This is a genomic window from Klebsiella sp. 141198 (assembly GCF_050600785.1).
Taxonomy (GTDB): domain Bacteria; phylum Pseudomonadota; class Gammaproteobacteria; order Enterobacterales; family Enterobacteriaceae; genus Klebsiella; species Klebsiella aerogenes.
In genome coordinates, this window is sequence record NZ_JAQIRM010000006.1 from 68,295 (window position 1) to 94,533 (window position 26,239).

Genomic DNA, 26,239 nt, shown 5'->3' on the forward strand with positions numbered 1-26,239 from the left:
TTATTTTTAGTTTGCGGCGGCAAAAACGAAATAATCAACCGCCGCAACAACCTAAGTATTGCCCGATCCTGATGATTTACCACGCGGCGCTAAAAATAATTATTCAGCCGCTTTTTCAACGCGATCAGAGGCTCACAAAATGGCTGGGGATGTGAAATAAACGGCGCATGGGCCGCCTTTTCGAAAATGATAGACTCACTTTGCGGCCACAGCTCATCCAATAGCGGAACGATTTTACGCGGCACCAGCCCATCCAGACGACCATAGAGGCGCAAAAACGGCATGGTCAGCGCGGCGAGCGGTTGACGCAAATCGGCGGTTTTGAGAATCTCCAACCCGCCGTTGAGAACCTCAGCAGGCGGCATCGGCAGCGACAGAACGGTGCTTTTCAGCGCACGGGCGTCCTGGCGCGCGCTTTCGGTACCCATGGTCTGCAGGGCGAGAAAACGCTCGACGGTACGCTGGAAATCTTCACTAAGCTGCTGCTGGAAGCCGCTCAGCACTTCCGGTTTAATCCCCGGCCACTGGTCGCGCGCGCCAAAACACGGCGAAGAAGCGACGGTCACCAGCGCCTGCACGCGTTGCGGATGCTGCAGCGCCACCAGGCTCGCTACCAACCCGCCCAGGCTCCAGCCAAGCCAGATGGCCTGCTCCGGCGCTTTTGCAACGACCTGCTGCGCCATCTCTTCAAGCGTTAAGGCGCCAAAACCACCGCTGCGGCCATAGCCCGGTAGATCCACCAGGTGCAGGGTAAAATGCGTAGCCAGTTCCGGCGTAATGCAATCCCACACGTTGGCATTCAGCCCCCATCCGTGCAGCAGCACAAGATGACAATTTCCTTCGCCCGTGGTTTGCCACCAGATGTCATTCATCAGTTACTGTTCTCTTTCCATCACTATGAGGGGAATTATGCTAACAGCACACAGCTTATGCTGGCTATGCCAAATGCCGCTGGCCATCGCTCACTGGGGGATTTGCTCGCGCTGCACCGCCTCGCAGCTCATCTCACAATCACTCTGCCCGCAGTGCGGTTTACCCGCATTGGCGCCCGCCTTACCCTGTGGACGCTGCCTGCAAAAACCGCCGCCCTGGCAGCGGCTGGTGACGGTGAATAGCTATACCCCTGCGCTAAGCGGACTGGTGCATCAGTTAAAGTTCGGGCCTCGTCCGGAACTCGCCCCAGCGCTGGCGCGACTGCTTATTTTGCGCCTGCGCCTTAACCGCGGGCTGCCGCCAGTGGACCGGATTATCAGCGTGCCTCTTTGGCAACGCCGCCACTGGCGTCGGGGATTTAACCAAAGCGAGGCGCTATGCCGCCCGCTGGCGCGCTGGATGGGTTGCGCCTGGCGCGGCGATGCGTTGAAGCGAATCCGGCGTACCGCAACACAGCATCAGTTAAGCGCCAGATTACGTAAGCAGAACCTGAAAAATGCTTTCCAGGTTGAATTATCCGTTCGGGGCCACCATATCGCCATTGTGGATGATGTCGTCACAACCGGAAGCACCGTCGCCGAGATTTCCCGCCTGCTTTTGCGAAACGGCGCCGCGACGGTTCAGGTATGGTGTGTGTGCCGTACCTTGTAGACCCCCGCTGATGGGCGTATTATAACCCAGTAAAATAGTCAACTATTAGGCCAACGCTATGATCCGTATTTCCGATGCTGCACAAGCGCACTTTGCCAAACTGCTGGCAAATCAGGAAGAAGGGACGCAAATTCGCGTATTTGTGATTAATCCCGGCACCCCAAACGCTGAGTGCGGCGTATCCTACTGCCCACCGGATGCGGTGGAAGACACCGACACGGCGCTGAAATTTGAACAGCTGACCGCGTATGTTGATGAACTCAGCGCGCCTTATCTGGAAGATGCTGAAATCGACTTCGTCACTGACCAACTCGGTTCCCAGCTGACGCTGAAAGCGCCGAACGCCAAAATGCGTAAGGTTTCCGACGATGCCCCGCTAATGGAGCGCGTGGAGTACCTGCTGCAGTCGCAGATCAACCCACAGCTGGCCGGTCACGGCGGTCGCGTCTCGCTGATGGAAATCACCGAAGACGGTCTGGCTATCCTGCAGTTCGGCGGTGGTTGCAACGGCTGCTCGATGGTCGACGTGACCCTGAAAGAAGGGATCGAAAAGCAGCTGCTGAACGAATTCCCGGAGCTGAAAGGCGTGCGCGACCTGACCGAACACCAGCGCGGCGAGCACTCCTACTACTAAGCTTCCGCCTTCTCGCCCGGCAACAACCGCTTGCCGGGTGACTTCTCCTTCCCGCATGTTACCGCACAACATTTCTGACTAGCCGGCACGGCAAAAACCCGGCAGAGAGTATGACTTAAGTCTCATATTTAAAATTTACCCGGTTCAGGGCATTCTCAAAGCTCACATGTTACCCGTATCATCCACGACAAGCACCACCGACAAAAAAATAGCCAGCTATCCTTTCTCTGGGTCAGGAATATGCCAGCTTTACGGTGCAAGACATCCTTGTTCCTCTGCGGAACGGATACTGTAGATGTTCAGACTTTAACGTTACCCATAACAAGTTAAGGCCAGGTAAATCATGCCATTAGTCATCGTAGCTATCGGGGTTGCCCTGTTATTGTTGCTGATGATCCGTTTCAAAATGAACGGCTTCATCGCTCTGGTTCTGGTGGCGCTCGCCGTCGGATTAATGCAGGGTATGCCTCTGGATAAAGTCATCGTATCCATCAAAAACGGCGTCGGGGGCACGCTCGGCAGCCTCGCGCTGATCATGGGCTTCGGCGCCATGCTCGGTAAAATGCTGGCGGACTGCGGCGGCGCGCAGCGTATCGCCACCACCCTGATTGATAAATTCGGTAAAAAACATATTCAATGGGCCGTTGTACTGACCGGTTTCACCGTCGGTTTCGCCCTGTTCTATGAAGTCGGTTTCGTGCTGATGCTGCCGCTGGTCTTTACCATCGCCGCCTCCGCGCGTATCCCGCTGCTGTACGTTGGCGTACCGATGGCCGCGGCGCTCTCCGTCACCCACGGTTTCCTGCCGCCGCACCCTGGCCCGACCGCTATCGCGACAATTTTCCACGCCGATATGGGCAAAACGCTGCTCTACGGTACGATTCTGGCTATCCCGACGGTTATTCTTGCCGGTCCGGTTTTCGCCCGTTTCCTGAAAGGTATTGATAAGCCGATCCCGGAAGGCCTGCACAACCCGAAAACCTTCACCGAAGAAGAGATGCCGGGCTTTGGCGTCAGCGTCTGGACCTCTCTGGTACCGGTGATCCTGATGGCGATGCGCGCCGTCGCCGAGATGGTTCTGCCGAAGGGCCACGCCTTCCTGCCCGTTGCCGAGTTCTTCGGCGACCCGGTGATGGCGACCCTGATTGCGGTGCTGATCGCGCTGTTCACTTTCGGCCTGAACCGCGGCCGTTCCATGGAGCAGATCAACGATACGCTGACCTCCTCTATTAAAATTATTGCCATGATGCTGTTGATCATCGGCGGCGGCGGCGCCTTTAAGCAGGTGCTGGTGGATAGCGGCATGGATAAGTACATCGCTTCTATCATGCACGAATCCAATATGTCACCGCTGTTTATGGCGTGGTCTATCGCCGCGGTGCTGCGTATTGCGCTGGGTTCAGCGACCGTTGCCGCTATCACCGCGGGTGGTATCGCCGCGCCGCTGATTGCCACCACCGGCGTTAGCCCGGAGCTGATGGTTATCGCCGTGGGTTCCGGTAGCGTTATCTTCTCGCACGTGAACGATCCAGGTTTCTGGCTGTTCAAAGAGTATTTCAACCTGACCATTGGCGAGACCATCAAGTCCTGGTCGGTACTGGAAACCATCATTTCCGTGTGCGGCCTGGTTGGTTGTCTGCTGCTGGGGATGGTGGTGTAACCCTCGTTCCCTGAGATAAAAAAGGCCGGGTGCGCATCATGCGCCCCGGCCTTTTTGTTCTTCGTTTCCCGGATAGCGGCGCAAAGCGCCTTATCCTGGCTACCCGCGGTACCGTTTTTGTCGGATGGCCCCGACCTACGGTCCTGGGGATGGTGGTGTAATCCTCGTTCCCTTTTTGTTCTTCGGCTCTCAACCGTAGCCCCGGTAAGCGCAGCGCCACCGGGGAATTCTCGCTGGATTAACGGGCTTTGCGGCGCTTATCCAGGTCTTTAATCAACTTATTCACCTGCGCATCGGCAAACATCTGCTCGAGCGTCACGGTAAGCTTACGCCGCCAGTTGGGATACTCGGTACTGGTGCCCGGGATGTTGACCGGTGAAGCCATCTCCAGCCAGTCTTCCGGCTGCAGTCCAAGCAGGGCGCTGTTGCTGTCGGCGATGTAGCGCTGCATCCCGCGATTAAGCGTTGAGGTCATCGCCATCAGCGAGGCTTTATGCCCGGCGCGCTTCGGCAAACAGCCGTGCCGATGCAGCGCATCCAGCAACCCCTGCTTTGCTTGCTCGCGATCGGCATATAAGCCGCGCAGCACCACTTCATCCGGATACAGGCCCAGCGTCTTCCCGAGCGTTAAATCGCCGCTCTCCCAATAACCGCGCAGCGTCGGGAGATCGTGGGTCGTCGCGACCGCCATCGACTGCTGCGGATAGGCCTTCGGCGCGCGGAACGTTTTATCAGGGCCATTTTCGAAATAGAGCACTTTATACGAGTAAACGCCGCTTTTGCGCAGCTTGCCGACGATCTCGACCGGTACGGTTCCGAGGTCTTCGCCAATGACCATGCAGCGGTGCCGCTGGCTCTCCAGCGCCAGGATCGCCAGCAGGTCATCCACCGGATACTGCACATAGGCGCCATGGTCGGCGGTTTCGCCATACGGTATCCACCACAAGCGCAGCACCGACATCACGTGGTCAATACGCAATGCGCCGCAGTTTTGCATATTCGCCCGTAGCAGTTCGATAAACGGCTCGTAGGCGCGGGCAGCCATCACATGCGGATCCATCGGCGGCAGGCCCCAGTTTTGTCCCAGCGGACCGAGGATGTCCGGCGGCGCGCCGACGGAAGCCTTGAGGCAATACAGCTCGCGATCGCACCACGTCTCCGATCCGCCTTCGGCGACCCCGACCGCCAGATCGCGATACAGGCCAATCGGCATCCCGTCCTGCTGGCTGGTGTGCCAACAGGCGGCGAACTGCGTATAAGCCAGCCACTGTAGCCACAGATAGAAGCTCACCTCATCGGCATGTTCCGCACAGAAAGTTTTCACCTGCGGGCTGCTCGTACTCTGATACGCCTCCGGCCATGCCGGCCAGCCCCAGCGCATCGGATCCTGCTGACTTTGCCACGCATGCAGCGCATCAAACGCCGCCTGCCAGTAGAGGCTTTCGCCCTCGCGTAGCACGAACTGGCGGAACTCCGCCATTTGCTCATCTTCACGCGTAGAAAACTCGGCCCACGCCAGACGCAGCGCGGTCAGCTTCAGCGCTGTGACGGCGGTATAATCGACATCAGCGGTCTGCCGCGCGGCCTGCAAGGCCTGCTGGGTTTCCGCAAGCTGCCACCATGCCTGCGCGGCAGGGCTACGCTGGAAATCTTCCACCGCGTTGACGTCGATATAGATGACGTTAAGCCAGCGGCGCGATGACGGACTGTACGGGCTGGCGCTCTCCGGGTTCGCCGGATAGAGCGCGTGAATCGGGTTGAGGCCGATAAACGCGCCGCCGCGACGGGCGATTTCCGGCAGCATGGCGCGTAGATCGCCGAAGTCGCCGATGCCCCAGTTGTTCTCAGAACGCAGGGTGTAGAGCTGGACGCAGGCGCCCCATAGCTTTTTGCCCTCTTTTAGCGCCTGCGGTTCGTAGCAGCGCGCCGGGGCGACGATCGCCCGGCAATGCCAGCGTTCGCCGTCCCGCGTGAGGGTTAGGGTGTGATAGCCCGTCGGCAATCTCCCCGGCAGGGTGAGCGTTTCGCCGCCGCGCGTCTCACCCTGATACTGCTTACCTTCTTCGGTCGTCAGTAGCCAGTGAAACGTCCCGCTCCCCGCGACCGGCAGCTGCATTTTTTTACCGTGGGTAAAAACCTTGACGCTGGGCAGCGGCTCTACCGCCGCTTTCGCGGCAGTGGCGGTACGATGCATCGCATCCAGCAAGCGTTGTTTAGTGGCCGCCGCGATCGACTGCGGCTGCCCGTGCGCATTGATATAGCTGGGGCTGATCCCCGCCGCCAGCGCGGCGTTATCAAGGCGTTTATTCTCCATAGGCCTGTCCTTAGCGTTTTGCCTGCCAGATACGTTGCTGATAATCACGAATAGAACGGTCGGAGCTGAACATGCCGCAGCGCGCGGTGTTGAGGATCGCCGCGCGGGTCCAGGCTTCCTGGTCGCGATACAGTTCATCCACCTGCTTCTGCGCCGCGACGTAAGCGCTAAAGTCAGCCAGCACCAGGTACGGATCGCCGCCTTGCAGCAGGCTATGCAGCATCTGATCAAAGGCGTGTTTGTCGCCGCCGCTATATTTACCGCTTTCCAGCTCTTTCAGCACCGCGTCCAGCAGCTTGTCTTTCTTACGCCATTTCAGCGGATCGTAGCCTTTCGCCTTCAACGCCTTAACTTCTTCCACGGTATGGCCGAAGATAAAGATATTGTCCTCGCCAACCTGCTCGGCGATCTCAACGTTGGCGCCATCAAGGGTGCCGACGGTCAATGCGCCATTCAGCGCCAGCTTCATGTTGCCGGTACCGGAGGCCTCTTTACCCGCCGTGGAAATCTGCTCGGAGACGTCCGCCGCCGGGATCAGCATTTCCGCCGCCGATACGCAGTAATCCGGCAGGAAGACCACTTTCAGCTTATCGCCCACCAGCGGATCGTTGTTGATCGCCTCGGCCACCTTGTTGATCGCCAGAATAATATTCTTCGCCAGGTAGTAGCCCGGCGCGGCTTTAGCGCCAAACAGGAAGACGCGCGGTACGCGGTCGGCCTGCGGGTTTTCGCGGATCTCTTTATACTGCGCCAGAATATTCAGCAGGTTGAGGTGCTGGCGTTTGTATTCGTGCAGGCGCTTAATCTGGATATCGAAAATCGCCTGTGGGTTGATGTCGATCCCGGTACGCCGCTTCACGAACTCAGCGAGACGCACTTTATTCGCCTGCTTAATGTCGCGATAAACCTGACGGAATTTGGCATCGTCAGCGTATTTCTCCAGCTTGATCAGCTGGTCGAGATCGTTGGTCCACTCTTTCTTCAGCGTCTTATCAAGCAGGGCAGCCAGCGCCGGATTACACTGTTTAATCCAGCGACGCGGCGTAATGCCGTTGGTCACGTTATGGAATTTGTTCGGCCACAGCTGGTGATATTCCGGGAACAGATCCTTCACCACCAGATCGGAGTGCAGCGCCGCGACGCCGTTCACCGCAAAGCCGCTCACCACGCACATGTTGGCCATGCGAACCTGTTTGTCATGCACCACCGCCAGCTTCGCCCACACCTGCTTATCGCCCGGCCAGGTTTTCTCCACCAGCAGTTTAAATCTGTCGTTAATCTCTTTGATTATCTGCATGTGGCGCGGCAGCAGCGCCTTGACCAGCTTCTCATCCCAGCACTCCAGCGCTTCTGGCATCAGCGTATGGTTGGTATAAGCGAAGGTTTTGCTGGTGATGGCCCACGCATCGTCCCAGCTCATCTGGTGCTCATCAATCAGCACGCGCAGCAGCTCCGGGATGGCGATGGTCGGGTGGGTGTCGTTCAACTGGATCACTTCATAATCCGCCAGCTCATGCAGCTTGCGGCCAGCCAGATGGTGGCGACGCAAAATATCCGCCACCGAGCAGGCGCACTGGAAGTACTGCTGCATCAGGCGCAGTTTTTTCCCCGCCAGGTGGTTGTCATTCGGATACAGCACCTTGGTCAATTTTTCCGCGTCGATGCCCTGTTGCTCCGCGCGCAGGAAATCGCCGTCGTTGAATTTGGTCAGGTTGAACGGATGGGCATGTTTTGCCTGCCACAGGCGCAACGGCTGCGCGACGTTATTGCGATAGCCAAGCACCGGCAGATCCCAGGCTTCGCCGGTAATCACGAAAGCCGGTTGCCATTCGCCGCTTTTGCTAACTTTACCGCCGATGCCCACCTGTACATCCAGCGCTTCGTTGTGGCGGAACCACGGATAGCTGCCGCGTCCCCAGTCGTCCGGCGCTTCCATCTGCTGACCGTCGGCAAAGGACTGACGGAACAGGCCGTACTGATAGTTCAGGCCATAGCCGGTCGACGATTGACCAACGGTGGCCATAGAATCCAGGAAGCAGGCCGCCAGACGGCCCAGGCCGCCGTTGCCCAGCGCCGGATCGGTCTCTTCTTCCAGCAGGTCGGTCAGCTGGATGTCGTACGCCTTCAGCGTCTCGCTCACCCCTTCATACCAGCCCAGGTTGAGCAGGTTATTACCGGTCAGGCGACCGATCAGGAACTCCATCGAAATGTAGTTAACGTGGCGCTGTCCTTTAACGGCTTCCGCCGCCGGTTGCGCCGCCAAAAGCTCCGCCAGCGCGCCGCTGACCGCACGCCACCACTGGCGTTGGGTCATCTCTGCGGCTGACGATAAACCGAAACGCTGCCACTGACGCGTCAGTGCAGCCTGAAACTGAGCCTGGTTAAAAGAAGTCTGTGACATAAGAAATCCTGGTCCTTTACTAAAACGTTAGCCTTAGTGTGCCGACCTCCCGAGGCCGCTGCCTCCTCCCGAGGGGGATTAGACAGGGAGGAGTAGCGGGGATGAGCGAAAATTGTGATCGCGGCCACTTTAACGTTAGCTCGTCGACGGGAATTCGCCGCCCTATTGCGCGTGTAGAACAATAATTTCGCCAGCGCAACGCCCGGCAAATTTGTTACAGCGCAATTCATAGCGCAAAGCAAAATTCGCTCGTGCCATTATCGTGAAATAAAAAATAAACTACTGACAGAATAAAAAGATGCCATGACAAAAATACGTGAAATAGATTAAACCTAAGAATCCACTGACGATAATTTAATAAAAACAATCAACTACAAAAAATGCCGGGTAAAGTAATTTCGTCCCGGACGAAACCGTCGTAAACCGAGGCATGACGCGTTCTGGTACCGGTTTAAAGCTAATTAAAAACCGAAGCGAGAAATTGTGACCGAGAGCAAATTCAAGAGCATCAATTTTGGACATAACTTGCAATAACTTTCATTATCACCGACCTTAGGAGTCATTAATTACGAAGCGCAAAAAAAATCCCCATCCCTTTCTTGCACAGCGAAAAAGTGAACTATGTTGATTCCGTCAAAATTAAGTCGTCCATCCCGTCTTGAACACACTGTGGTTCGCGAACGGTTGCTGGCGAAACTTTCCGGCGCGAACAATTATCGTCTCGCGTTGGTGACCAGCCCGGCAGGTTACGGCAAAACCACGCTCGTTTCGCAGTGGGCATCGGGTAAGCATGACCTTGGCTGGTTTTCGCTCGATGAAGGCGATAATCAACAAGAGCGCTTCGCCAGCTATCTGATTGCGGCGATTCAACAGGCGACAGGCGGCCACTGCGCCGCCAGCGAAGCCATGGTGCAAAAGCGCCAGTACGCCAGCCTGCCGTCGCTGTTTGCGCAGCTGTTTATTGAGCTTGCCGACTGGCAGCGCCCGCTGTACCTGGTCATTGATGACTATCACCTGATCACCAATCCGGTGATCCACGATGCCATGCGCTTCTTCTTGCGCCATCAGCCAGAGACCATGACGCTGGTAGTGCTGTCGCGCAACCTGCCGCAGTTGGGGATCGCCAACCTGCGGGTGCGCGAGCAGTTACTGGAAATCGGCAGCCAACAGTTGGCCTTTACTCATCAGGAGGCGAAACAGTTCTTTGACTGCCGCCTCGCCTCCCCCATTGAAGCCGATGACAGCAGCCGCCTGTGCGATGACGTCGCCGGCTGGGCCACCGCCCTGCAGCTCATCGCCCTCTCCGCCCGGCAGAAAAATACCTCCGCCCAGCACTCCGCCCGTCGTCTCGCCGGCATTAACGCCAGCCACCTTTCCGACTATCTGGTCGATGAAGTGCTGGATAATGTCGATGCCCGTACCCGCAGCTTCTTGTTAAAAAGCTCGCTGCTGCGCTCGATGAATGACGCGCTTATCGTCCGCGTCACCGGCGAAGAGAACGGCCAGATGCAGCTGGAAGAGATCGAACGTCAGGGGCTGTTTCTGCACCGGATGGATGACTCCGGCGAGTGGTTCCGCTATCACCCGCTATTCGGCAACTTCCTGCGCCAGCGCTGTCAGTGGGAAATGGCCACCGAGCTACCGGAAATTCACCGCGCCGCCGCCGAAGCGTGGATGGCGCAGGGGTTCCCCACCGAAGCCATCCATCATGCGCTTGCCGCTGGCGATGCCGCCATGCTGCGCGATATTTTGCTCAACCACGCCTGGGGCATGTTCAACCATAGCGAGCTAGGATTGCTGGAACAATCGCTGGCGGCGCTGCCGTGGTCGAACCTGCTGGAAAATCCGCGGCTGATCCTGCTGCAGGCCTGGCTGATGCAGAGCCAGCATCGCTATAGCGAAGTGAATACCCTGCTGGCCCGCGCCGAGCAGGAGATGGATGTCGAAATGGACACCGCGATGCACGGCGATTTCAACGCCCTGCGCGCGCAGGTCGCTATCAACGCCGGCGATCAGGACGAAGCCGAGCGCCTGGCAATGGTGGCCCTGGATGAGCTGCCGCTGGCGAGCTATTACAGCCGCATCGTCGCCACTTCCGTCCACGGCGAAGTGCTGCACTGCAAAGGCCACCTGAGTAAATCGCTGGCGGTGATGCAGCAAACAGAACAGATGGCTCGCCGTCATGACGTCTGGCACTACGCCCTGTGGAGCATGATTCAGCAGAGCGAAATTCTGTTTGCCCAGGGCTTCCTGCAGGCGGCATGGGAGATTCAGGATAAAGCTTTCCAGCTTATCCGCGATCAGCATCTTGAACAGCTGCCGATGCATGAGTTCCTGTTGCGCATCCGCGCGCAGCTGCTATGGGCGTGGGCGCGTCTTGATGAAGCTGAAGAAAGCGCCCGTAGCGGCATCGCGGTGCTGGCAAACTACCAGCCGCAGCAGCAGCTGCAATGCCTGGCGTTAATGGTGCAGTGCTCGCTTGCGCGCGGCGATCTCGACAACGCCCGCAGCTTGTTAAACCGTCTCGAAAATCTACTGGGCAACGGCCATTATCACAGCGATTGGGTCTCCAACGCCGATAAAGTGCGGGTGATCTACTGGCAGATGACCGGTGATAAAACCGCAGCGGCCAACTGGCTGCGCCAGACGCCGAAACCTGAATTCGCCAATAACCACTTCCTGCAAAGCCAGTGGCGCAACATTGCCCGCGCGCAGATCCTGCTCGGTGATTTTGATTCCGCCGAAATGGTGCTGGAAGAGTTAAATGAAAACGCCCGCTCGCTGCGGCTGATGAGCGATATCAACCGTAACCTGCTGCTGTTGAACCAGCTGTACTGGCAGGCGGACCGCAAGGGCGAGGCGCAAAAAGTGTTAATGGAAGCCTTAACCCTGGCTAACCGCACCGGCTTTATCAACCACTTCGTGATTGAAGGCGAAGCCATGGCCCAGCAGCTGCGCCAGCTGATTCAACTGAATACGCTGCCGGAGCTGGAACAGCACCGCGCGCAGCGCATCCTGCGCGATATTAACCAGCATCATCGACATAAATTCGCCCACTTCGACGAGAGCTTCGTCGAACGGCTGCTGAACCACCCGGAAGTGCCGGAGCTTATCCGCACCAGTCCGCTGACCCAGCGCGAATGGCAGGTGTTAGGGCTTATCTATTCCGGTTACAGCAACGAGCAGATCGCCGGCGAACTGGATGTTGCGGCCACCACGATTAAAACGCATATTCGCAATCTGTATCAGAAACTGGGCGTCGCGCACCGCCAGGATGCCGTTCAGCATGCCCAGCGGTTGCTCAAAATGATGGGATACGGGGTATAACGCTGTTTAGCACAGCTCCAGCTGCAGGTTGTTGTCTTTAATCACCTTCAGCACGCCTGCGGGCGGCATGATATCGGTATAAACCGCATCGACCATACTAATGCTGCCCATGTTCACCATCGCATTACGCCCAAACTTCGAGTGATCCACCACCAGCATCACGTGGCGCGAGTTTTCGATAATCGCCCGCTTGGTGCGCACTTCATGGTAATCAAACTCCAGCAGCGAACCGTCGCTATCAATACCGCTTATACCAAGAATGCCGAAGTCGAGACGGAACTGGGAGATAAAATCGAGCGTCGCTTCGCCGATGATCCCGCCATCGCGGCTGCGCAGCTCGCCGCCGGCGAGGATAATGCGAAAATCGTCTTTCACCATCAGCGTATTCGCGACGTTGAGATTGTTGGTCACAATCCGCAGGTCATTATGATCGAGCAACGCGTGGGCCACCGCTTCCGGCGTTGTGCCGATATCGATAAACAGGGTTGCGCCGTCGGGTATTTCGCTCGCCACTTTCCGCGCGATACGCTCTTTTTCCGCCGTCTGGGTTGCTTTCCTGTCGTGCCACGAGGTGTTGACCGAGCTGGAAGGCATCGCCGCGCCGCCGTGGTGGCGCAGGATCATTTTTTGTTCCGCTAAATCATTCAGATCGCGACGGATAGTCTGCGGGCTGACGGCAAACTGCTCCACCAGCTCTTCGGTACTGACGTATCCCTGTTTTTTTACCAGCTCGATAATCGCGTCATGACGTTGTGTTTGTTTCATGAAATATCCCTGGGAATCTCTACGTTCGTTTTCGCACATTTAGCGTATCGACAAACGCCATCGCCAGCCCGACTGCCAGGCCCGCCACGTGCGCGCCATTGGCGATCGACATGCCGAAAACATCAAACCATCCAGCCACTAACCACACTAAAGAGAAGAGGATCAGACCACGCTGCAGATAAATACCGCTCTGCGGGTCGCGCTCGCCGCGCAGCCAGACATAGCCCATTAACGCATAGACTACCCCCGACAAACCGCCGAACCACGGGCCGCTAACCTGATGCTGGACGAATCCGCTCAGCAGAGCGCTGATAATGGTAATCACCACCAGTTTGCCGCTACCGATGCGCTTCTCCACCGCACCGCCGAGGTACCACCACCATAGCAGGTTAAACAGAATATGCATCAGCGAGAAGTGCATGAAAGCATGGGTAAGGTAGCGCCAGGCTTCGAATTTCAGCGAAGGATCGTAGGGCCAGGCAAGCCAGATCATCATCGTCTGATCGCCCAGAACGTTTTGCAGAATGAAGACCAGGATACAGGCCAGCAAAATCGCCCACGTAAACGGCCCGGCGTTGTTACGCAGGGTAGCTAAAAAAGGAAAGCGTTGGTAATGCAATCCGCTATTGGTATGCCCCGATTGCCAGCTGGCGGCGAGATAGCGCGGGTCGGCCGGGTTTTCGAGAAAACGGGCCAGCTCGGCCTGCACCCGCGCGGCCTGACTTTCATCTGCCAGCCAGACATCGCTCTGCGTGTGCTGTTGGATAGTCAGGATGACCCCCTGCGTCGCCATATAGTCGACAAACGCCTGGGCCACGCGCGGGTTGGCAAAAGAGGTAATCATTAACATACAGCGGATCGCTTATTCCACACAAAGGGGGCTAGTATATACCGTACCGCGCTTATAGCGAGCCGTGCGCGACTTCCGCCGGGAAATGACGATGCCAGGCGTCAAAACCGCCGTCGACGCTGTAGACGTTCTCGAAGCCCTGCTGCAGTAAATACTGCGCGGCGCCTTTGCTGCTGTTGCCGTGGTAGCACATCACCATCACCGGCGTCTCAAAATCGTTATCACGCATAAAAGCGCCCAGGGTATCGTTGGTCAGATGAAACGCGCCCGGCGTGTGCCCCATGGCATAGCTTTGCGGGTCGCGGATATCGACCAGCACCGCCTTCTGCTGATGCAGTTTCTGATGCGCTTCTTCTACATTGATACATTCAAATTGTTCCATGATTCTCTTCTCTATTGCACTTCATGACGGGCGATGACCGACCCTGATTTTACCCGCTAGTGTACCGTCAGGCGGTAAATAAACGCCAATATGTTACATGCATCACTCTGAAATGTTTTTTTGATGTTACCAAAAGCGCGTTTGTTTGCTATAGTGAGCGATATCGAACATTTATGAGCTTAAACGAAAGCGAACGAGGTGTGAGCGTGGAAATCAAAGATCTGATTGTGATAGGCGGAGGCATCAACGGTGCCGGTATCGCGGCAGACGCCGCCGGGCGCGGTTTATCCGTGCTGATGCTGGAAGCGAGAGACCTTGCCTGCGCCACCTCAAGCGCCAGCTCGAAACTGATTCACGGCGGCCTGCGCTACCTGGAGCACTACGAATTCCGCCTGGTCAGCGAAGCGCTGGCGGAGCGCGAGGTGTTATTAAAAATGGCGCCGCATTTGGCCTTCCCGATGCGCTTCCGCTTACCTCATCGCCCGCATCTGCGCCCGGCGTGGATGATTCGTATCGGTCTGTTTTTATACGATCACCTCGGCAAACGCACCAGCCTGCCGGGCTCGACCGGTTTGCGCTTTGGCGCGGAATCGGTACTTAAGCCGGAAATCGTGCGCGGTTTCGAATATTCCGACTGCTGGGTCGACGATGCGCGTCTGGTTCTTGCCAACGCCCAGATGGTGGTACGTAAAGGCGGCGAGGTTCGCACCCGCACCCGCGCTATCTCGGCAAAACGCGAAAACGGCCTGTGGGTGGTGGAAGCGGAAGATATCGATAGCGGCGAAAAATTCACCTGGCACGCGCGCGGTCTGGTTAACGCTACCGGCCCGTGGGTGAAACATTTCTTCGATGAAGGCATGCATCTGCGCTCGCCGTATGGCATTCGCCTGATCAAAGGCAGCCATATCGTGGTGCCGCGCGTGCACACCCAGAAGCAGGCCTATATCCTGCAAAACGAAGATAAACGTATCGTGTTTGTCATCCCGTGGATGGATGAGTTCTCGATTATCGGCACCACCGACGTCGAGTACAACGGCGATCCGAAAGAAGTAGCGATCGATGATAAAGAGATCAACTACCTGCTGAACGTCTACAACGCGCACTTTAAAAAGACGCTGTCGCGCGACGATATCGTCTGGACTTACTCCGGCGTGCGTCCGCTGTGCGACGATGAGTCCGACTCACCGCAGGCGATTACCCGCGACTATACGCTCGATATTCACGATGAGAACGGTCAGGCGCCGCTGCTGTCGGTATTCGGCGGCAAGCTTACTACCTACCGCAAACTGGCGGAACATGCGCTGGAAAAACTGACGCCGTATTATCAGGGGATTGGCCCGGCGTGGACCAAAACCGCCGTTCTGCCCGGCGGCGATATCGGCGGCGACCGCGACGACTACGCGGCGAAACTGCGCCGTCGCTTCGCATTTATCAGCGAATCAATGGCCCGCCACTATGCCCGCACCTACGGCAGCAACAGCGAGTGGATCCTTGGCGAAGCGACTTCGCTTGCCGATCTGGGAGAAGATTTTGGCCACGAGTTTTATGAAGCCGAGCTGAAGTACCTGGTCGAACACGAGTGGGTTCGCAGCCTGGATGACGCTATCTGGCGCCGTACCAAGCAGGGTATGTGGCTGAATGCCGAGCAGCAGGCGCGCATCAGCAAGTGGCTGGCGCAACATACGGGAAAGTCTGAACTGTCGTTAGCATCCTAATATACCCCGGGCGGCGGCTTACGCCTGGCCCGGGCTACATTACAGTCTGTAGGCCCGCGCAAGCGTAGCGCCGCCGGGCAATAACCGTATCTACGGCTTGCGCCTGACCCGGGTTACCGATTCACAAATTAAACGAGACTTTTTTTCCAGTCGGCAACGTGACATTTATACTTAGTTCCCCACCCAAGGCCGCAATGTAGCGCTTTAGGGTCGAAAGCCTCGGGTCGTTATCAGCCTGTTCCATTTTAGCGATCGTTGGCTGCTTAACCCCCATAGCCGCAGCCATCTCCGTTTGTGAAATTTGTAACTCTTCGCGAAGCAAGTTTAAAGCGACAGACTGACGTATCTCTGCCGCTTTCGCTGCAATACGCTGCTGGCTTTCAGGACTCTGTTTCGCCATGAGTTCTTTTAGCGTGCCCATTATCGCTCCTTAGTCAGGTGCTGGCTGAATTCTCTATCAGCCAGGGTAATCATCTCTTTGTAAAAACGTTTCTCATTCATGCCATCCTTATTGCCCGCACATAAAACGATAGCTTTCCGAAGAGGATCAAAAGCAAAAAAAGGCGCGGACCGGGAGCCCATGATGCTGAACCCGAAGTTCTTTCATATTCTGAAACTTTGAACCTTTTACCGTATCAACATACGGACGCCCAAGCTGCGGACCAAACTCAGACAGGATAAGCATCGTGGCCAACATATCCTCTTTTAAAGCTCTGCTTTGTAATTCGAACCAGGTATCAAACGTATCCGTCGTTTCTACATCCCACATAGACGATCCCTCATAGCCTAAAGGCTATCATCAACATTATAGCTATTAGGCTATGAACGTAAACTATTTGAGCATTTATCGTACTGCTGGCAAATTCACGTCAATAGTATATTCCCGCAATAGCCTGAATCCCTCCCGGCACTTTTCCGAATAAAACGTTTACTACACAAACAGAAACGGGGCCACTGGCCCCGTTTTGCTGATGCTTAACCGATTACAAACGAACCGGGTCGATATGCCAGATATGTTTGGCGTACTCCTGGATCGTGCGGTCGGATGAGAAATAGCCCATATTGGCGATGTTCATCATCGCTTTATTGGCCCACTCCTCCGGATGGCGGTACAGTTCGTCCACCTTATCCTGGCAATCAACGTAGCTGCGATAGTCCGCCAGTACCTGGTAGTGGTCGCCGAAGTTAATCAGCGAATCCAGCAGGTCGCGGTAACGGCCAGGCTCCGACGGGCTGAACAGGCCGGTGCCAATCTGCGTCAACGCCTGATGCAGCTCCTCATCCTGCTCATAGTAATCGCGCGGTTTATAGCCGTTGCTGCGCAGGGCTTCCACCTGTTCCGCGGTATTACCGAAGATAAAGATATTGTCTTCGCCAACGTGCTCCAGCATCTCGACGTTAGCGCCATCCAGCGTACCAATGGTCAATGCACCGTTGAGCGCAAACTTCATATTACTGGTACCGGAGGCTTCCGTTCCCGCCAGCGAAATCTGCTCGGAGAGATCTGCCGCCGGGATAATCAGCTGCGCCAGGCTCACGCTGTAGTTAGGGATAAACACCACTTTTAGCTTATCGCCAATCTGCGGATCGTTGTTCACCACCGCCGCCACATCGTTGATCAGATGAATAATATGCTTCGCCATATAGTAGGCCGACGCGGCCTTACCGGCGAAGATATTCACCCGCGGCACCCACTCCGCCTGCGGATCGGCTTTGATCCGGTTGTAGCGGGTGATGACGTGCAGGATATTCATCAGCTGGCGTTTATATTCGTGGATACGTTTGATCTGCACATCAAACAGCGCCTTGGGATTGACCACCACGTTCAACTGCTGGGCGATATAGTTCGCCAGCCGCTGCTTATTCTCAAGCTTGGCGCGGCGCACCGCCTGGTTCACCGTCGGGTAATCAATATGCTGAAGCAGATCGCTCAACTGGCTTAAATCGGTGCGCCAGGTGTGGCCAATATTCTCATCCAGCACCTGCGACAGCGGCGGGTTTGCCAACGCCAGCCAGCGCCGCGGCGTAACGCCGTTGGTGACGTTGGTGAAACGCATCGGGAAAATCTTCGCAAACTCGGCAAACAGCGACTCGACCATTAAGCGCGAATGCAGCTCGGATACGCCGTTGACTTTATGGCTGACGACAACCGCCAGCCATGCCATACGTACCCGGCGACCATTAGATTCATCAATGATGGAGGTACGGCTGAGCAGCGCGGTATCGTTGGGATACTGCTCCTGCAGCGTCTTGAGGAAGTAATCGTTAATCTCGAAGATAATCTGCAGATGGCGCGGCAGGATTTTCCCCAGCATATCGACCGGCCAGGTCTCCAGCGCTTCGCTCATCAACGTATGGTTGGTATAGGAGAAGACCTGGCAGGTCACCTCGAAGGCTTCATCCCAGCTAAATTTGTGCTCATCGATCAGCAGACGCATCAGCTCAGGGATCGACAGCACCGGATGAGTGTCATTGAGGTGAATGGCGATTTTCGCCGCCAGATTGTCGTAGGTGCGGTGCAGCTGGTAGTGGCGGCTGAGGATATCCTGTACCGTCGCCGAGACCAGGAAATACTCCTGACGCAGGCGCAGCTCGCGCCCGGAATAGGTGGAATCATCCGGGTACAGCACCCGCGAAACGTTCTCGGAGTGGTTCTTATCTTCCACCGCCGCGAAGTAGTCGCCCTGGTTGAATTTACCGAGGTTGATTTCGCTACTGGCCTGCGCGCTCCACAGCCGCAGAGTGTTGGTGGCGTCGGTATCGAAACCGGGGATAATCTGATCGTAGGCTTCGGCGATAATCTCTTCGGTCTCTATCCAGCGGGTATTTTTCCCTTCTTGCTGCACGCGGCCGCCGAAACGCACTTTATAGCGCGTATTGTGGCGTTCGAACTCCCACGGGTTGCCGTACTCCAGCCAGTAATCCGGCGACTCTTTCTGCCGCCCGTCGACGATGTTCTGCTTGAACATCCCATAGTCGTAGCGGATACCGTAGCCGCGGCCCGGCAGGCCCAGCGTCGCCAGAGAATCGAGGAAGCAGGCGGCCAGGCGCCCTAAACCGCCGTTGCCTAAACCGGGGTCGTTTTCTTCATCAATAAGCTCTTCCAGATCGAGCCCCATATCGGCCAGCGCATTATTCACATCTTCATAAATCCCTAACGACAACAGCGCGTTAGAGAGGGTGCGACCAATCAAAAACTCCATCGACAGATAGTAAACCTGCCGCACTTCCTGCGACAGCTGGGCGCGGTTTGAACGCAGCCAGCGCTCGACCATGCGGTCGCGAACGGCGAACAGGGTGGCGTTCAGCCATTCGTGTTTGTTGGCGATCGCCGGATCTTTGCCGATGATAAACATCAGCTTATACGCGATAGAATGCTTTAACGCCTCAACGCTCAGCGTCGGTGATGCATAACTAAAGGGTGCATTCATAGCCATAGCTCCTGTGATTACATCAAGCGTTGATAGAGTTCACGATAGGATTTCGCCGCCACCTGCCAGCTAAAGTCCATATTCATCGCCTGACGCTGAACGTAGCGCCACAGCGATGGCCGCGACCACAACACAAAGGTGCGCCGGATGGCTCGCAGCAACGACACCGCGTTACTGTCCTCAAAGACAAAGCCGCTGGCGACGCCGTCGGCGAGGTTTTCCAGCGAACAGTCGGCCACGGTATCGGCGAGACCGCCGGTGCGGCGCACCAGCGGCAGGGTGCCGTATTTCAGGCCATACAGCTGAGTCAGGCCGCATGGTTCAAAGCGGCTGGGAACCAGAATCACATCGGCGCCGCCCATGATGCGGTGCGAAAACGCCTCGTGATAGCCAATCTGCACGCCGACCTGGCCCGGATGTTCGGCGGCGGCGGCGAGGAAGCCCTCCTGCAGTACCGGATCGCCGGCGCCCAGCAGCGCCAGTTGCCCGCCCTGCTCCAGCAGGCCCGGCAGCGCCTCCAGCACCAGATCAAGCCCTTTTTGGCTGGTCAGGCGGCTCACCACGGCGAACAGCGGCGCTTTGTCATCCACCTTCAGCCCCATGGCGATTTGCAGCTGCCGTTTATTCTCGGCTTTCTCTTCCAGACTATCGCGGTCATAGCGCGCCGCCAGCAGCAGATCGCTTTGCGGATTCCAGATACTATCATCGACGCCGTTAAGGATGCCGGACAAGCGGCCCTCGTGCTGGCGCTGGCGCAGCAGCCCTTCCATGCCGTAGGCATATTGCGGTTCGGTGATTTCCCGCGCGTAGGTTGGGCTCACCGCCGTGATATGGTCGGCATAGTACAGCCCGGCTTTGAGGAACGAGATCTGACCGTTAAATTCGAGGCCGTGCATGTTATAGAACGACCACGGCAGCTCTATCTCATTCATATGCCAGGAGTAAAACATCCCCTGGTAGGCGAGATTGTGCACCGTAAACACCGATTTCGCCGGCCGTCCGCGCGCCGCCAGGTAAGCCGGCGTCAGGCCCGCGTGCCAGTCATGAGCGTGCACCACCTCCGGGCGCCAGAATGGATCCAGCCCGCAGGCCATTTCGCTCCCCACCCAGCCGAGCAGCGCAAAGCGCAGCACGTTGTCGGTATAGGCGTTCATGTTGGCGTCGTGATACGGGCTCCCCGGACGATCGTAGAGATGCGGCGCGTCGATCAGATAGATACCGACGCCGTTAAAATGGCCGAACAGCAGGGTGATGCGCCCGGCAAAGGTATCCCGGCGGGTGACAACCTGCGCGTCGGTAATCCCGCGGCGGATATCCGGATACCCCGGCAGCAGCACGCGGGTATCCACGCCGTCTGCTATCTGCGCCGCAGGCAGCGCGCCAATAACGTCAGCCAGACCGCCGGTTTTTAACAACGGGAACATCTCTGAACATACGTGTAAAACCTGCATTATCGCTCCTGTTTGTGCCCCAGTTTCCGCAGCATGTCGCGCGTAACCAGCACGATCCCTTCTTCTGAACGATAGAAGCGGCTGGCATCTTCTTCCGCATTCTCCCCAATGACCATCCCTTCCGGGATGACGCAGGCGCGATCTATCACGCAGCGGCGCAGGCGGCACGAGCGCCCGACCCAGACATCCGGCAATAAGACTGCCGAATCAATGTTACAAAACGAATTCACCCGCACTCGCGGGAACAGCACCGACTGCACCACCACCGAGCCCGAGATAATGCAGCCGCCGGAAACCAGCGAGTTCAGCGTCATGCCGTGGCTGCCGGAGCGGTCCTGGACGAACTTCGCCGGCGGCAGCGATTCCATGTGGGTACGGATAGGCCAGTGCTGGTCGTACATATCCAGCTCCGGCGTCACCGAGGCCAGGTCGAGGTTGGCCTTCCAGTAGGCTTCCAGCGTACCCACATCGCGCCAGTACGGCTCGGCTTGCGGGTCGGACTGCACGCAGGAGAGCGGGAAAGGATGTGCATAAGCCATGCCAGCTTCGGTAATTTTCGGGATGATATCTTTGCCGAAGTCGTGGCTGGAGTTTTCGTCGAGATCGTCGGCGGCCAGCAGTTCATAAAGGTAATCCGCATCAAAGACATAGATGCCCATACTGGCAAGCGAGCGGGTGGCGTCGTTCGGCATCGCCGGCGGGTTGGCCGGTTTCTCGACGAACTCGATGATCTTCTCGCTTTCGTCAACCGCCATCACGCCAAAAGCGGATGCTTCTTCGATGGGCACCGGCATGCAGGCGACGGTGCAGCGCGCGCCTTTTTCGACATGGTCGATCAGCATGCGCGAGTAATCCTGTTTGTAGATGTGGTCGCCGGCGAGGATCACCACATACTCGGCTTTATAACGACGAATAATGTCGAGGTTCTGCGTCACCGCATCGGCGGTACCGCGATACCAGTTTTCACCGTGTACCCGCTGCTGCGCCGGTAGCAGATCGACAAACTCATTCATCTCTTCGCTGAAGAAAGACCAGCCGCGCTGGATATGCTGCACCAGGGTATGCGACTGGTATTGGGTAATCACGCCGATGCGGCGAATACCTGAGTTAAGACAGTTAGATAACGCGAAGTCGATAATACGGAACTTACCGCCAAAGTGGACGGCAGGCTTCGCGCGCTTAATGGTTAAATCCTTAAGCCGGGTACCACGCCCGCCAGCAAGGATCAGCGCCACCGATTTGAGAGGAAGTTGACGCGCCAGCATCAACGGATCGTTCTTTTCAAGCCCAACCATGATTAACTCCTTTTGATTCCCCTGCTTCACGGCGCATTCATCATGAACGCGCCGAAAACCCCCAGGGACTATGACCTTTGAAATACGCAAACTCCGTGCGCGGGCCCATGCCAGACAGCCATGATGACCGGATTATCCTCTCCGGCGAATGGAGGAACGGCGCGCCACTCCCCCGCGGGTAAAATCATATCCGCCACCTCAGCGGTGGCATTCAGCGCGATCAACCAGCGATCGGATAACAGGATTTGCAGCCGCGCGGCGCCATGCTGCCACTCGTCGGCGTTTAACGGTTCTCCGCGCTGATTGAGCCAGCTCACGTTGCCGTCATGCTCCTGCCACCACTGATTACGGGTTAACGCCGGAATGCGCCGACGCAGGTGGATAAGCGCGGCGACAAACGCGGTTAATCCGTGATTTGCCCGCCGCCAGTCCAGCCAGGTCAAAGCATTGTCCTGACAGTACGCATTATTGTTTCCGTGCTGACTATGGCCATGCTCATCGCCCGCCAGCAGCATCGGCGTTCCTTGCGACAGCAGCAACGTGGTCAGGAGCGCATGTACGCTATCGCGCCGCCGCTCAATCACGGCAAGATTGGCTTCTAATCCCTCTATACCATGATTGTTGCTGTAGTTATTGTTAGTCCCATCGCGATTCTCTTCGCCGTTTGCCTGATTGTGTTTCTGATTGAAACAGACGCAATCACGTAGGGTGAATCCATCATGCGCCGTGATCAGATTGATCGTCGCCGCAGGCCGCTTGCCATCGCGGGCAAAGAGGTCGCTGGAGGCGGCGAAGCGCTGAGCGAAGTCACCCAACGACACGTTTTGTTGCAGCCAGAAACGGCGCGCGGTATCGCGAAAATGGTCGTTCCATTCGGCAAACAGCGGTGGGAAGTTCCCCACCTGATAACCGCCCTGGCCAATATCCCAGGGTTCGGCAATCAGCTTGAGCGCCGACAATACCGGGTCGCGGCGAATGGCCTCAAACAGCGGCGCGTCCTGACGAAATTCCGGTGTGCGCCCCATCACCGACGCCAGGTCGAAGCGAAAACCGTCAACGTGGCACTCATCAACCCAAAATCGCAGGCACTGCAGGGCATACTCCACCACGCCAGGATGACTGAGGTTGAGCGTGTTACCGCAGCCGGTCCAGTTGTGGTAATCGCCGTCGTCCCTGATCCAATAATAGCTGCGGTTATCGATACCGCGCAGGGAGACTGTCGGCCCTTCAAGATCGATTTCCGCGCTATGGTTCAGCACGATATCGAGGATCACCTCAATACCCGCCGCGTGCAGCGCTTTCACCGCATCGCGGAACTCATCGAGCGCCCGCTGCGGCTGGCTGGCGTAGCGCGGCTCCAGCGCAAACAGCGCCAGCGGGTTGTAGCCCCAGTAGTTGCTCAGCCCCATCCGCTGCAGGCGGGGTTCGCTGGCGAACTGCGCTACCGGCATTAGCTCCAGCGCGGTAATACCCAGGCGGCGGAAATAGTCGATCATCAACGGGTGGCCCAGCGCCTGATAGGTGCCGCGGATCGCCTCAGGCAGCTCCGGATGCAGCCAGGTCAACCCTTTGACGTGGGCTTCATAAATGACCGTTTCGCCCCACGGCGTGCGCGGCGGTTTATCGCCGAGCCAGTCGTAATGCAGATCGACTACCTGCGACTTTGGCGCAATGGCTGCGCTATCGCGGGCATCCGCTTCATGCATCCCGCCATGTAAACGCTCGTCGTCCAGCAGTTCGCCCGCCACCTGATGCGCGCAGGGGTCGAGCAGCAGCTTGGCCGGATTGAAGCGATGCCCCTGCGCCGGATCCCACGGCCCGTGCACCCGATAACCGTAGCGTAGCCCCGGACGCGCATCGGCCAGCCAGCCGTGCCAGATGTCGCCGCTGCGCGCCGGTAGGTCGTAGCGCCGCTCGTTGCCCTGCTGGTCGAACACGCAGAGCTCCACCCGCTCGGCGTGGGCGGAAAACAGGGTGAAGTTTACCCCTTTGCCGTCATAGCTGGCGCCCAAAGGCGCCGGTTTTCCCGCGGCAAGCGTCGTCATCAGGCCTCCCGTACCAGCCAGATGGTCGCCAGCGGCGGCAGGGTAATCGACAACGAATGCTGACGACCATGGCTGGCGACGGGCTCGCTCTCAACCACGCCGCCATTTCCGGCGTTACTGCCGTGATAATGCATCGAGTCAGTGTTCAATTCTTCGCGCCAGCGTCCCGGCTGGTTAATGCCGAAACGATAGTTGTGGCGAGGCACCGGGGTGAAGTTGCTGGCGACGATAATCTCATTGCCGGCTTTATCGCGGCGCACAAAGATAAATACCGAACGCTCATGATCATCGACCACCAGCCATTCGAAGCCGTAGGGATCGAAATCAAGTTCATGCAGCGCTTTATGGTGGCGGTAGGTGTGGTTCAGGTCGCGCACCAGCCGCTGGACGCCATGGTGCCAGTTGTCGCCGCCCTCCAGCAGATGCCAGTCGAGACTGGCGTCGTGGTTCCACTCGCGGCCCTGGGCAAATTCATTGCCCATAAACAGCAGCTTTTTGCCCGGGAAGGCGAACAGCCAGCCGTAATAGGCGCGCAGGTTGGCAAAGCGCTGCCATGCGTCCCCCGGCATGCGGTCGAGAATCGATTTTTTGCCGTGCACCACTTCATCGTGGGAGAGCGGCAGCACGAAGTTCTCGGTGTAGTTGTAGAGCATGCCGAAGGTCATTTTGTCGTGATGGTAGCGACGATGAACCGGATCGAGCTTCATATAGTCCAGCGTGTCGTGCATCCAGCCGAGATTCCATTTGAACCAGAAGCCGAGGCCGCCGTCGGCGGGCGGGCGCGTCACGCCGGCAAAATCGGTGGACTCTTCCGCCATCGTTACCGCGCCTGGCGTCTGCTCGCCGAGAATACGGTTGGTGTTACGCAGAAACTCGATCGCTTCGAGATTTTCCCGCCCGCCGTATTCGTTAGGGATCCACTCGCCCGCTTTACGGCTGTAGTCGCGGTAGATCATCGACGCCACCGCGTCGACGCGCAGCGCGTCAATGCCGAAGCGCTCGATCCAGTACAGCGCGTTACCCACCAGGTAATTGCTGACTTCGCGGCGGCCGTAGTTATAGATAAGGGTATTCCAGTCCTGGTGATAACCTTCGCGCGGATCGCTATGTTCATACAGCGAGGTGCCGTCAAATGAGGCCAGCGCAAAGTCATCCGCCGGGAAATGGCCCGGAACCCAATCGAGGATCACGTTAAGGCCTGCTGCGTGGGCGGCATCGATGAAATAGCGGAAATCTTCACGGGTGCCGAAGCGGCGTGTCGGGGCGTAGAGGCCGGTCGGCTGGTAGCCCCAACTGCCGTCGAACGGGTGTTCGTTCACCGGGAGCAGTTCAAGGTGGGTGAAGCCCATCCATTTTGCGTAGGGCACCAGTTGGTCCGCCAGTTCGCGGTAGCTTAGCCAGAAGTTATTGTCGGTATGGCGGCGCCAGGAACCGAGGTGCACTTCATAGATAGAGATCGGCGCATCGAACTGGTTCGCGGCTTTGCGTTCCGCCGGCTGTTCGACTTTGGGCGGCAAATCGCAGATAAGCGACGCGCTTTCCGGGCGCATTTGCGACTCAAAGGCGTAAGGGTCGGCTTTGACGCGCAGATTGCCGTGGGCATCGATCAGCTCGAATTTATACAGCTGGCCATTAAGCGCGCCGGGGATGAAGAGTTCCCAGATACCAGACTCTTTGCGCAGGCGCATCGGATGGCGTCGACCATCCCAGTAGTTAAATTGCCCCACTACGGAAACCCGCCGGGCATTAGGCGCCCAAACCGAAAAGCGCGTACCGGTGACGCCATCCATGGTGTCGGCGTGCGCGCCCAGAGTTTCGTAAGGGCGCAGGTGCGTCCCCTCGGACAACAGCCAGGCATCAACATCCTGCAGCAGCGGGCCGAAACGGTAAGGGTCGTCAATCAGGTTTTGCTGTCCGTGCCAGGTGACAGCCAGCTGGTAGCGAAAAGCGTTTTTACGCCGCGGCAGGAGGCCGCTAAAGAATCCGCGCGAGTCGAGGCATTCGAGTTTGCCGACTTTACGCCCGGTTTTCGGTTCAATAACCCACACTTCGGTGGCATCTGGTAATAATGCGCGAACTTCCAGCCCCGCCTCGGTGCGGTGCATGCCAAGCACGGAAAAGGGATCCGCGAAATGACCTGCAATAAGCGCATTAATCACGTCTCTATCGATTCGATTCGACATGCTTTCATCCTGTTGTAAGTGTCGCCCTTTCCTGTACCCGGCGACTTTTTTGACCTGAACGGCGCAGCACCAACGTGCATCCTCCTGCTCCGTCCCACCTTCAGGTAAGGAACTCCTTACTTAAAGCATAGCCAAGGCTGCGTTACCTCCGTGGGGAAAAATCCAACATCCGCGTTTACTCCTTGTATTACGCAAAAAAAAG

17 protein-coding genes and 1 pseudogene are annotated in these 26,239 nt (G+C 57.3%); 5 read left to right on the top strand and 13 right to left on the bottom strand.

The genetic code is table 11. The features are described 5' to 3' along the window. Positions 1-89 precede the first annotated feature (89 nt). Positions 90-872, bottom strand: a complete 783-nt coding sequence (bioH, locus tag PGR10_RS19860; RefSeq protein WP_430923983.1) for a pimeloyl-ACP methyl ester esterase BioH — start codon at positions 870-872, stop codon at positions 90-92. Between the two features lie 37 nt (positions 873-909). On the opposite strand from bioH, the gene gntX reads away from it, so the two are divergent. From gntX to gntT, 3 genes are all read left to right on the top strand, one after another. Beyond that, positions 910-1,584, top strand: a complete 675-nt coding sequence (gene gntX / locus PGR10_RS19865) for a DNA utilization protein GntX (RefSeq protein ID WP_430923984.1) — start codon at positions 910-912, stop codon at positions 1,582-1,584. A 58-nt stretch (positions 1,585-1,642) separates the two neighbouring features. Continuing rightward, entirely contained in the window at positions 1,643-2,218 is a 576-nt protein-coding gene (gene nfuA, locus PGR10_RS19870) for a Fe-S biogenesis protein NfuA (protein WP_015369356.1), read from the top strand. Between the two features lie 343 nt (positions 2,219-2,561). Continuing rightward, a complete protein-coding gene (gene gntT / locus PGR10_RS19875; protein WP_015369355.1) occupies positions 2,562-3,878 on the top strand; it encodes a gluconate transporter in 1,317 nt (438 codons plus the stop codon). Positions 3,879-4,116: 238 nt separating this feature from the next. Here the strand turns inward: gntT and malQ are convergent, their stop codons facing one another. After that, a complete protein-coding gene (gene malQ, locus PGR10_RS19880) occupies positions 4,117-6,192 on the bottom strand; it encodes a 4-alpha-glucanotransferase (protein ID WP_430923985.1) in 2,076 nt (691 codons plus the stop codon). 10 nt (positions 6,193-6,202) lie between these two features. Further along, positions 6,203-8,593 (bottom strand): maltodextrin phosphorylase, encoded by a 2,391-nt coding sequence (gene malP / locus PGR10_RS19885; RefSeq protein ID WP_430923986.1) that lies wholly within the window; start codon positions 8,591-8,593, stop codon positions 6,203-6,205. Between the two features lie 621 nt (positions 8,594-9,214). Between malP and malT the strand changes: the two genes are divergently transcribed. Next, positions 9,215-11,920, top strand: coding sequence for an HTH-type transcriptional regulator MalT (gene malT, locus PGR10_RS19890; protein ID WP_045394833.1), 2,706 nt, complete (start codon positions 9,215-9,217; stop codon positions 11,918-11,920). 6 nt (positions 11,921-11,926) lie between these two features. Here malT and PGR10_RS19895 read toward each other — a convergent pair whose 3' ends face one another. From PGR10_RS19895 to glpE, 3 genes are read right to left on the bottom strand one after another with little or no spacing between them, the layout of a single operon-like run. After that, positions 11,927-12,685 carry a DeoR/GlpR family transcriptional regulator gene (locus PGR10_RS19895; RefSeq protein WP_015369351.1) on the bottom strand — a complete coding sequence of 253 codons (759 nt, stop codon included), beginning with the start codon at positions 12,683-12,685 and terminating at the stop codon, positions 11,927-11,929. A gap of 19 nt (positions 12,686-12,704) precedes the next feature. Further along, on the bottom strand, positions 12,705-13,535 hold the full coding sequence (gene glpG / locus PGR10_RS19900; protein ID WP_015703685.1) for a rhomboid family intramembrane serine protease GlpG: 831 nt from the start codon (positions 13,533-13,535) through the stop codon (positions 12,705-12,707). A gap of 52 nt (positions 13,536-13,587) precedes the next feature. Further along, positions 13,588-13,917, bottom strand: coding sequence for a thiosulfate sulfurtransferase GlpE (glpE, locus tag PGR10_RS19905; RefSeq protein WP_015369349.1), 330 nt, complete (start codon positions 13,915-13,917; stop codon positions 13,588-13,590). 206 nt (positions 13,918-14,123) lie between these two features. On the opposite strand from glpE, the gene glpD reads away from it, so the two are divergent. Then, entirely contained in the window at positions 14,124-15,632 is a 1,509-nt protein-coding gene (gene glpD / locus PGR10_RS19910) for a glycerol-3-phosphate dehydrogenase (RefSeq protein WP_430923987.1), read from the top strand. A gap of 121 nt (positions 15,633-15,753) precedes the next feature. Here glpD and PGR10_RS19915 read toward each other — a convergent pair whose 3' ends face one another. From PGR10_RS19915 to glgB, 7 genes and pseudogenes are all read right to left on the bottom strand, one after another. After that, a complete protein-coding gene (locus PGR10_RS19915; protein ID WP_045394831.1) occupies positions 15,754-16,053 on the bottom strand; it encodes a helix-turn-helix domain-containing protein in 300 nt (99 codons plus the stop codon). Further along, positions 16,053-16,401 (bottom strand): annotated as a pseudogene (locus PGR10_RS19920) (type II toxin-antitoxin system RelE/ParE family toxin). Before PGR10_RS19920 ends, PGR10_RS19915 begins: the two are co-directional and overlap by 1 nt. 214 nt (positions 16,402-16,615) lie before the next feature. Next, complete coding sequence (gene glgP / locus PGR10_RS19925) at positions 16,616-19,063, bottom strand: glycogen phosphorylase (protein ID WP_047047942.1); 2,448 nt, start codon at positions 19,061-19,063, stop codon at positions 16,616-16,618. Positions 19,064-19,080: 17 nt separating this feature from the next. After that, positions 19,081-20,514 carry a glycogen synthase GlgA gene (glgA, locus tag PGR10_RS19930; protein ID WP_045375801.1) on the bottom strand — a complete coding sequence of 478 codons (1,434 nt, stop codon included), beginning with the start codon at positions 20,512-20,514 and terminating at the stop codon, positions 19,081-19,083. After that, the gene (glgC, locus tag PGR10_RS19935) at positions 20,514-21,809 is read right to left on the bottom strand and encodes a glucose-1-phosphate adenylyltransferase (RefSeq protein WP_015703688.1); all 1,296 of its coding nucleotides are present in this window, start codon (positions 21,807-21,809) and stop codon (positions 20,514-20,516) included. Before glgC ends, glgA begins: the two co-directional genes overlap by 1 nt. A 68-nt stretch (positions 21,810-21,877) precedes the next feature. Then, the gene (gene glgX, locus PGR10_RS19940) at positions 21,878-23,854 is read right to left on the bottom strand and encodes a glycogen debranching protein GlgX (RefSeq protein WP_430923988.1); all 1,977 of its coding nucleotides are present in this window, start codon (positions 23,852-23,854) and stop codon (positions 21,878-21,880) included. Further along, on the bottom strand, positions 23,854-26,037 hold the full coding sequence (glgB, locus tag PGR10_RS19945) for a 1,4-alpha-glucan branching enzyme (protein WP_213794140.1): 2,184 nt from the start codon (positions 26,035-26,037) through the stop codon (positions 23,854-23,856). Before glgB ends, glgX begins: the two co-directional genes overlap by 1 nt. Positions 26,038-26,239 lie beyond the last annotated feature (202 nt).

What these genes read in the sequence shown, in the direction of transcription:
- malQ (WP_430923985.1), bottom strand. Translation starts at nt 6,192, where the DNA reads ATGGAGAATAAACGCCTTGATAACGCCGCGCTGGCGGCGGGGATCAGC.
- glgB (WP_213794140.1), bottom strand. Translation starts at nt 26,037, where the DNA reads ATGTCGAATCGAATCGATAGAGACGTGATTAATGCGCTTATTGCAGGT.
- glpG (WP_015703685.1), bottom strand. Translation starts at nt 13,535, where the DNA reads ATGTTAATGATTACCTCTTTTGCCAACCCGCGCGTGGCCCAGGCGTTT.
- malT (WP_045394833.1), top strand. Translation starts at nt 9,215, where the DNA reads ATGTTGATTCCGTCAAAATTAAGTCGTCCATCCCGTCTTGAACACACT.
- PGR10_RS19895 (WP_015369351.1), bottom strand. Translation starts at nt 12,685, where the DNA reads ATGAAACAAACACAACGTCATGACGCGATTATCGAGCTGGTAAAAAAA.
- glgP (WP_047047942.1), bottom strand. Translation starts at nt 19,063, where the DNA reads ATGAATGCACCCTTTAGTTATGCATCACCGACGCTGAGCGTTGAGGCG.
- glgX (WP_430923988.1), bottom strand. Translation starts at nt 23,854, where the DNA reads ATGACGACGCTTGCCGCGGGAAAACCGGCGCCTTTGGGCGCCAGCTAT.
- nfuA (WP_015369356.1), top strand. Translation starts at nt 1,643, where the DNA reads ATGATCCGTATTTCCGATGCTGCACAAGCGCACTTTGCCAAACTGCTG.
- bioH (WP_430923983.1), bottom strand. Translation starts at nt 872, where the DNA reads ATGAATGACATCTGGTGGCAAACCACGGGCGAAGGAAATTGTCATCTT.
- glgC (WP_015703688.1), bottom strand. Translation starts at nt 21,809, where the DNA reads ATGGTTGGGCTTGAAAAGAACGATCCGTTGATGCTGGCGCGTCAACTT.
- glpE (WP_015369349.1), bottom strand. Translation starts at nt 13,917, where the DNA reads ATGGAACAATTTGAATGTATCAATGTAGAAGAAGCGCATCAGAAACTG.
- gntT (WP_015369355.1), top strand. Translation starts at nt 2,562, where the DNA reads ATGCCATTAGTCATCGTAGCTATCGGGGTTGCCCTGTTATTGTTGCTG.
- malP (WP_430923986.1), bottom strand. Translation starts at nt 8,593, where the DNA reads ATGTCACAGACTTCTTTTAACCAGGCTCAGTTTCAGGCTGCACTGACG.
- PGR10_RS19915 (WP_045394831.1), bottom strand. Translation starts at nt 16,053, where the DNA reads ATGGGCACGCTAAAAGAACTCATGGCGAAACAGAGTCCTGAAAGCCAG.
- gntX (WP_430923984.1), top strand. Translation starts at nt 910, where the DNA reads ATGCTAACAGCACACAGCTTATGCTGGCTATGCCAAATGCCGCTGGCC.
- glgA (WP_045375801.1), bottom strand. Translation starts at nt 20,514, where the DNA reads ATGCAGGTTTTACACGTATGTTCAGAGATGTTCCCGTTGTTAAAAACC.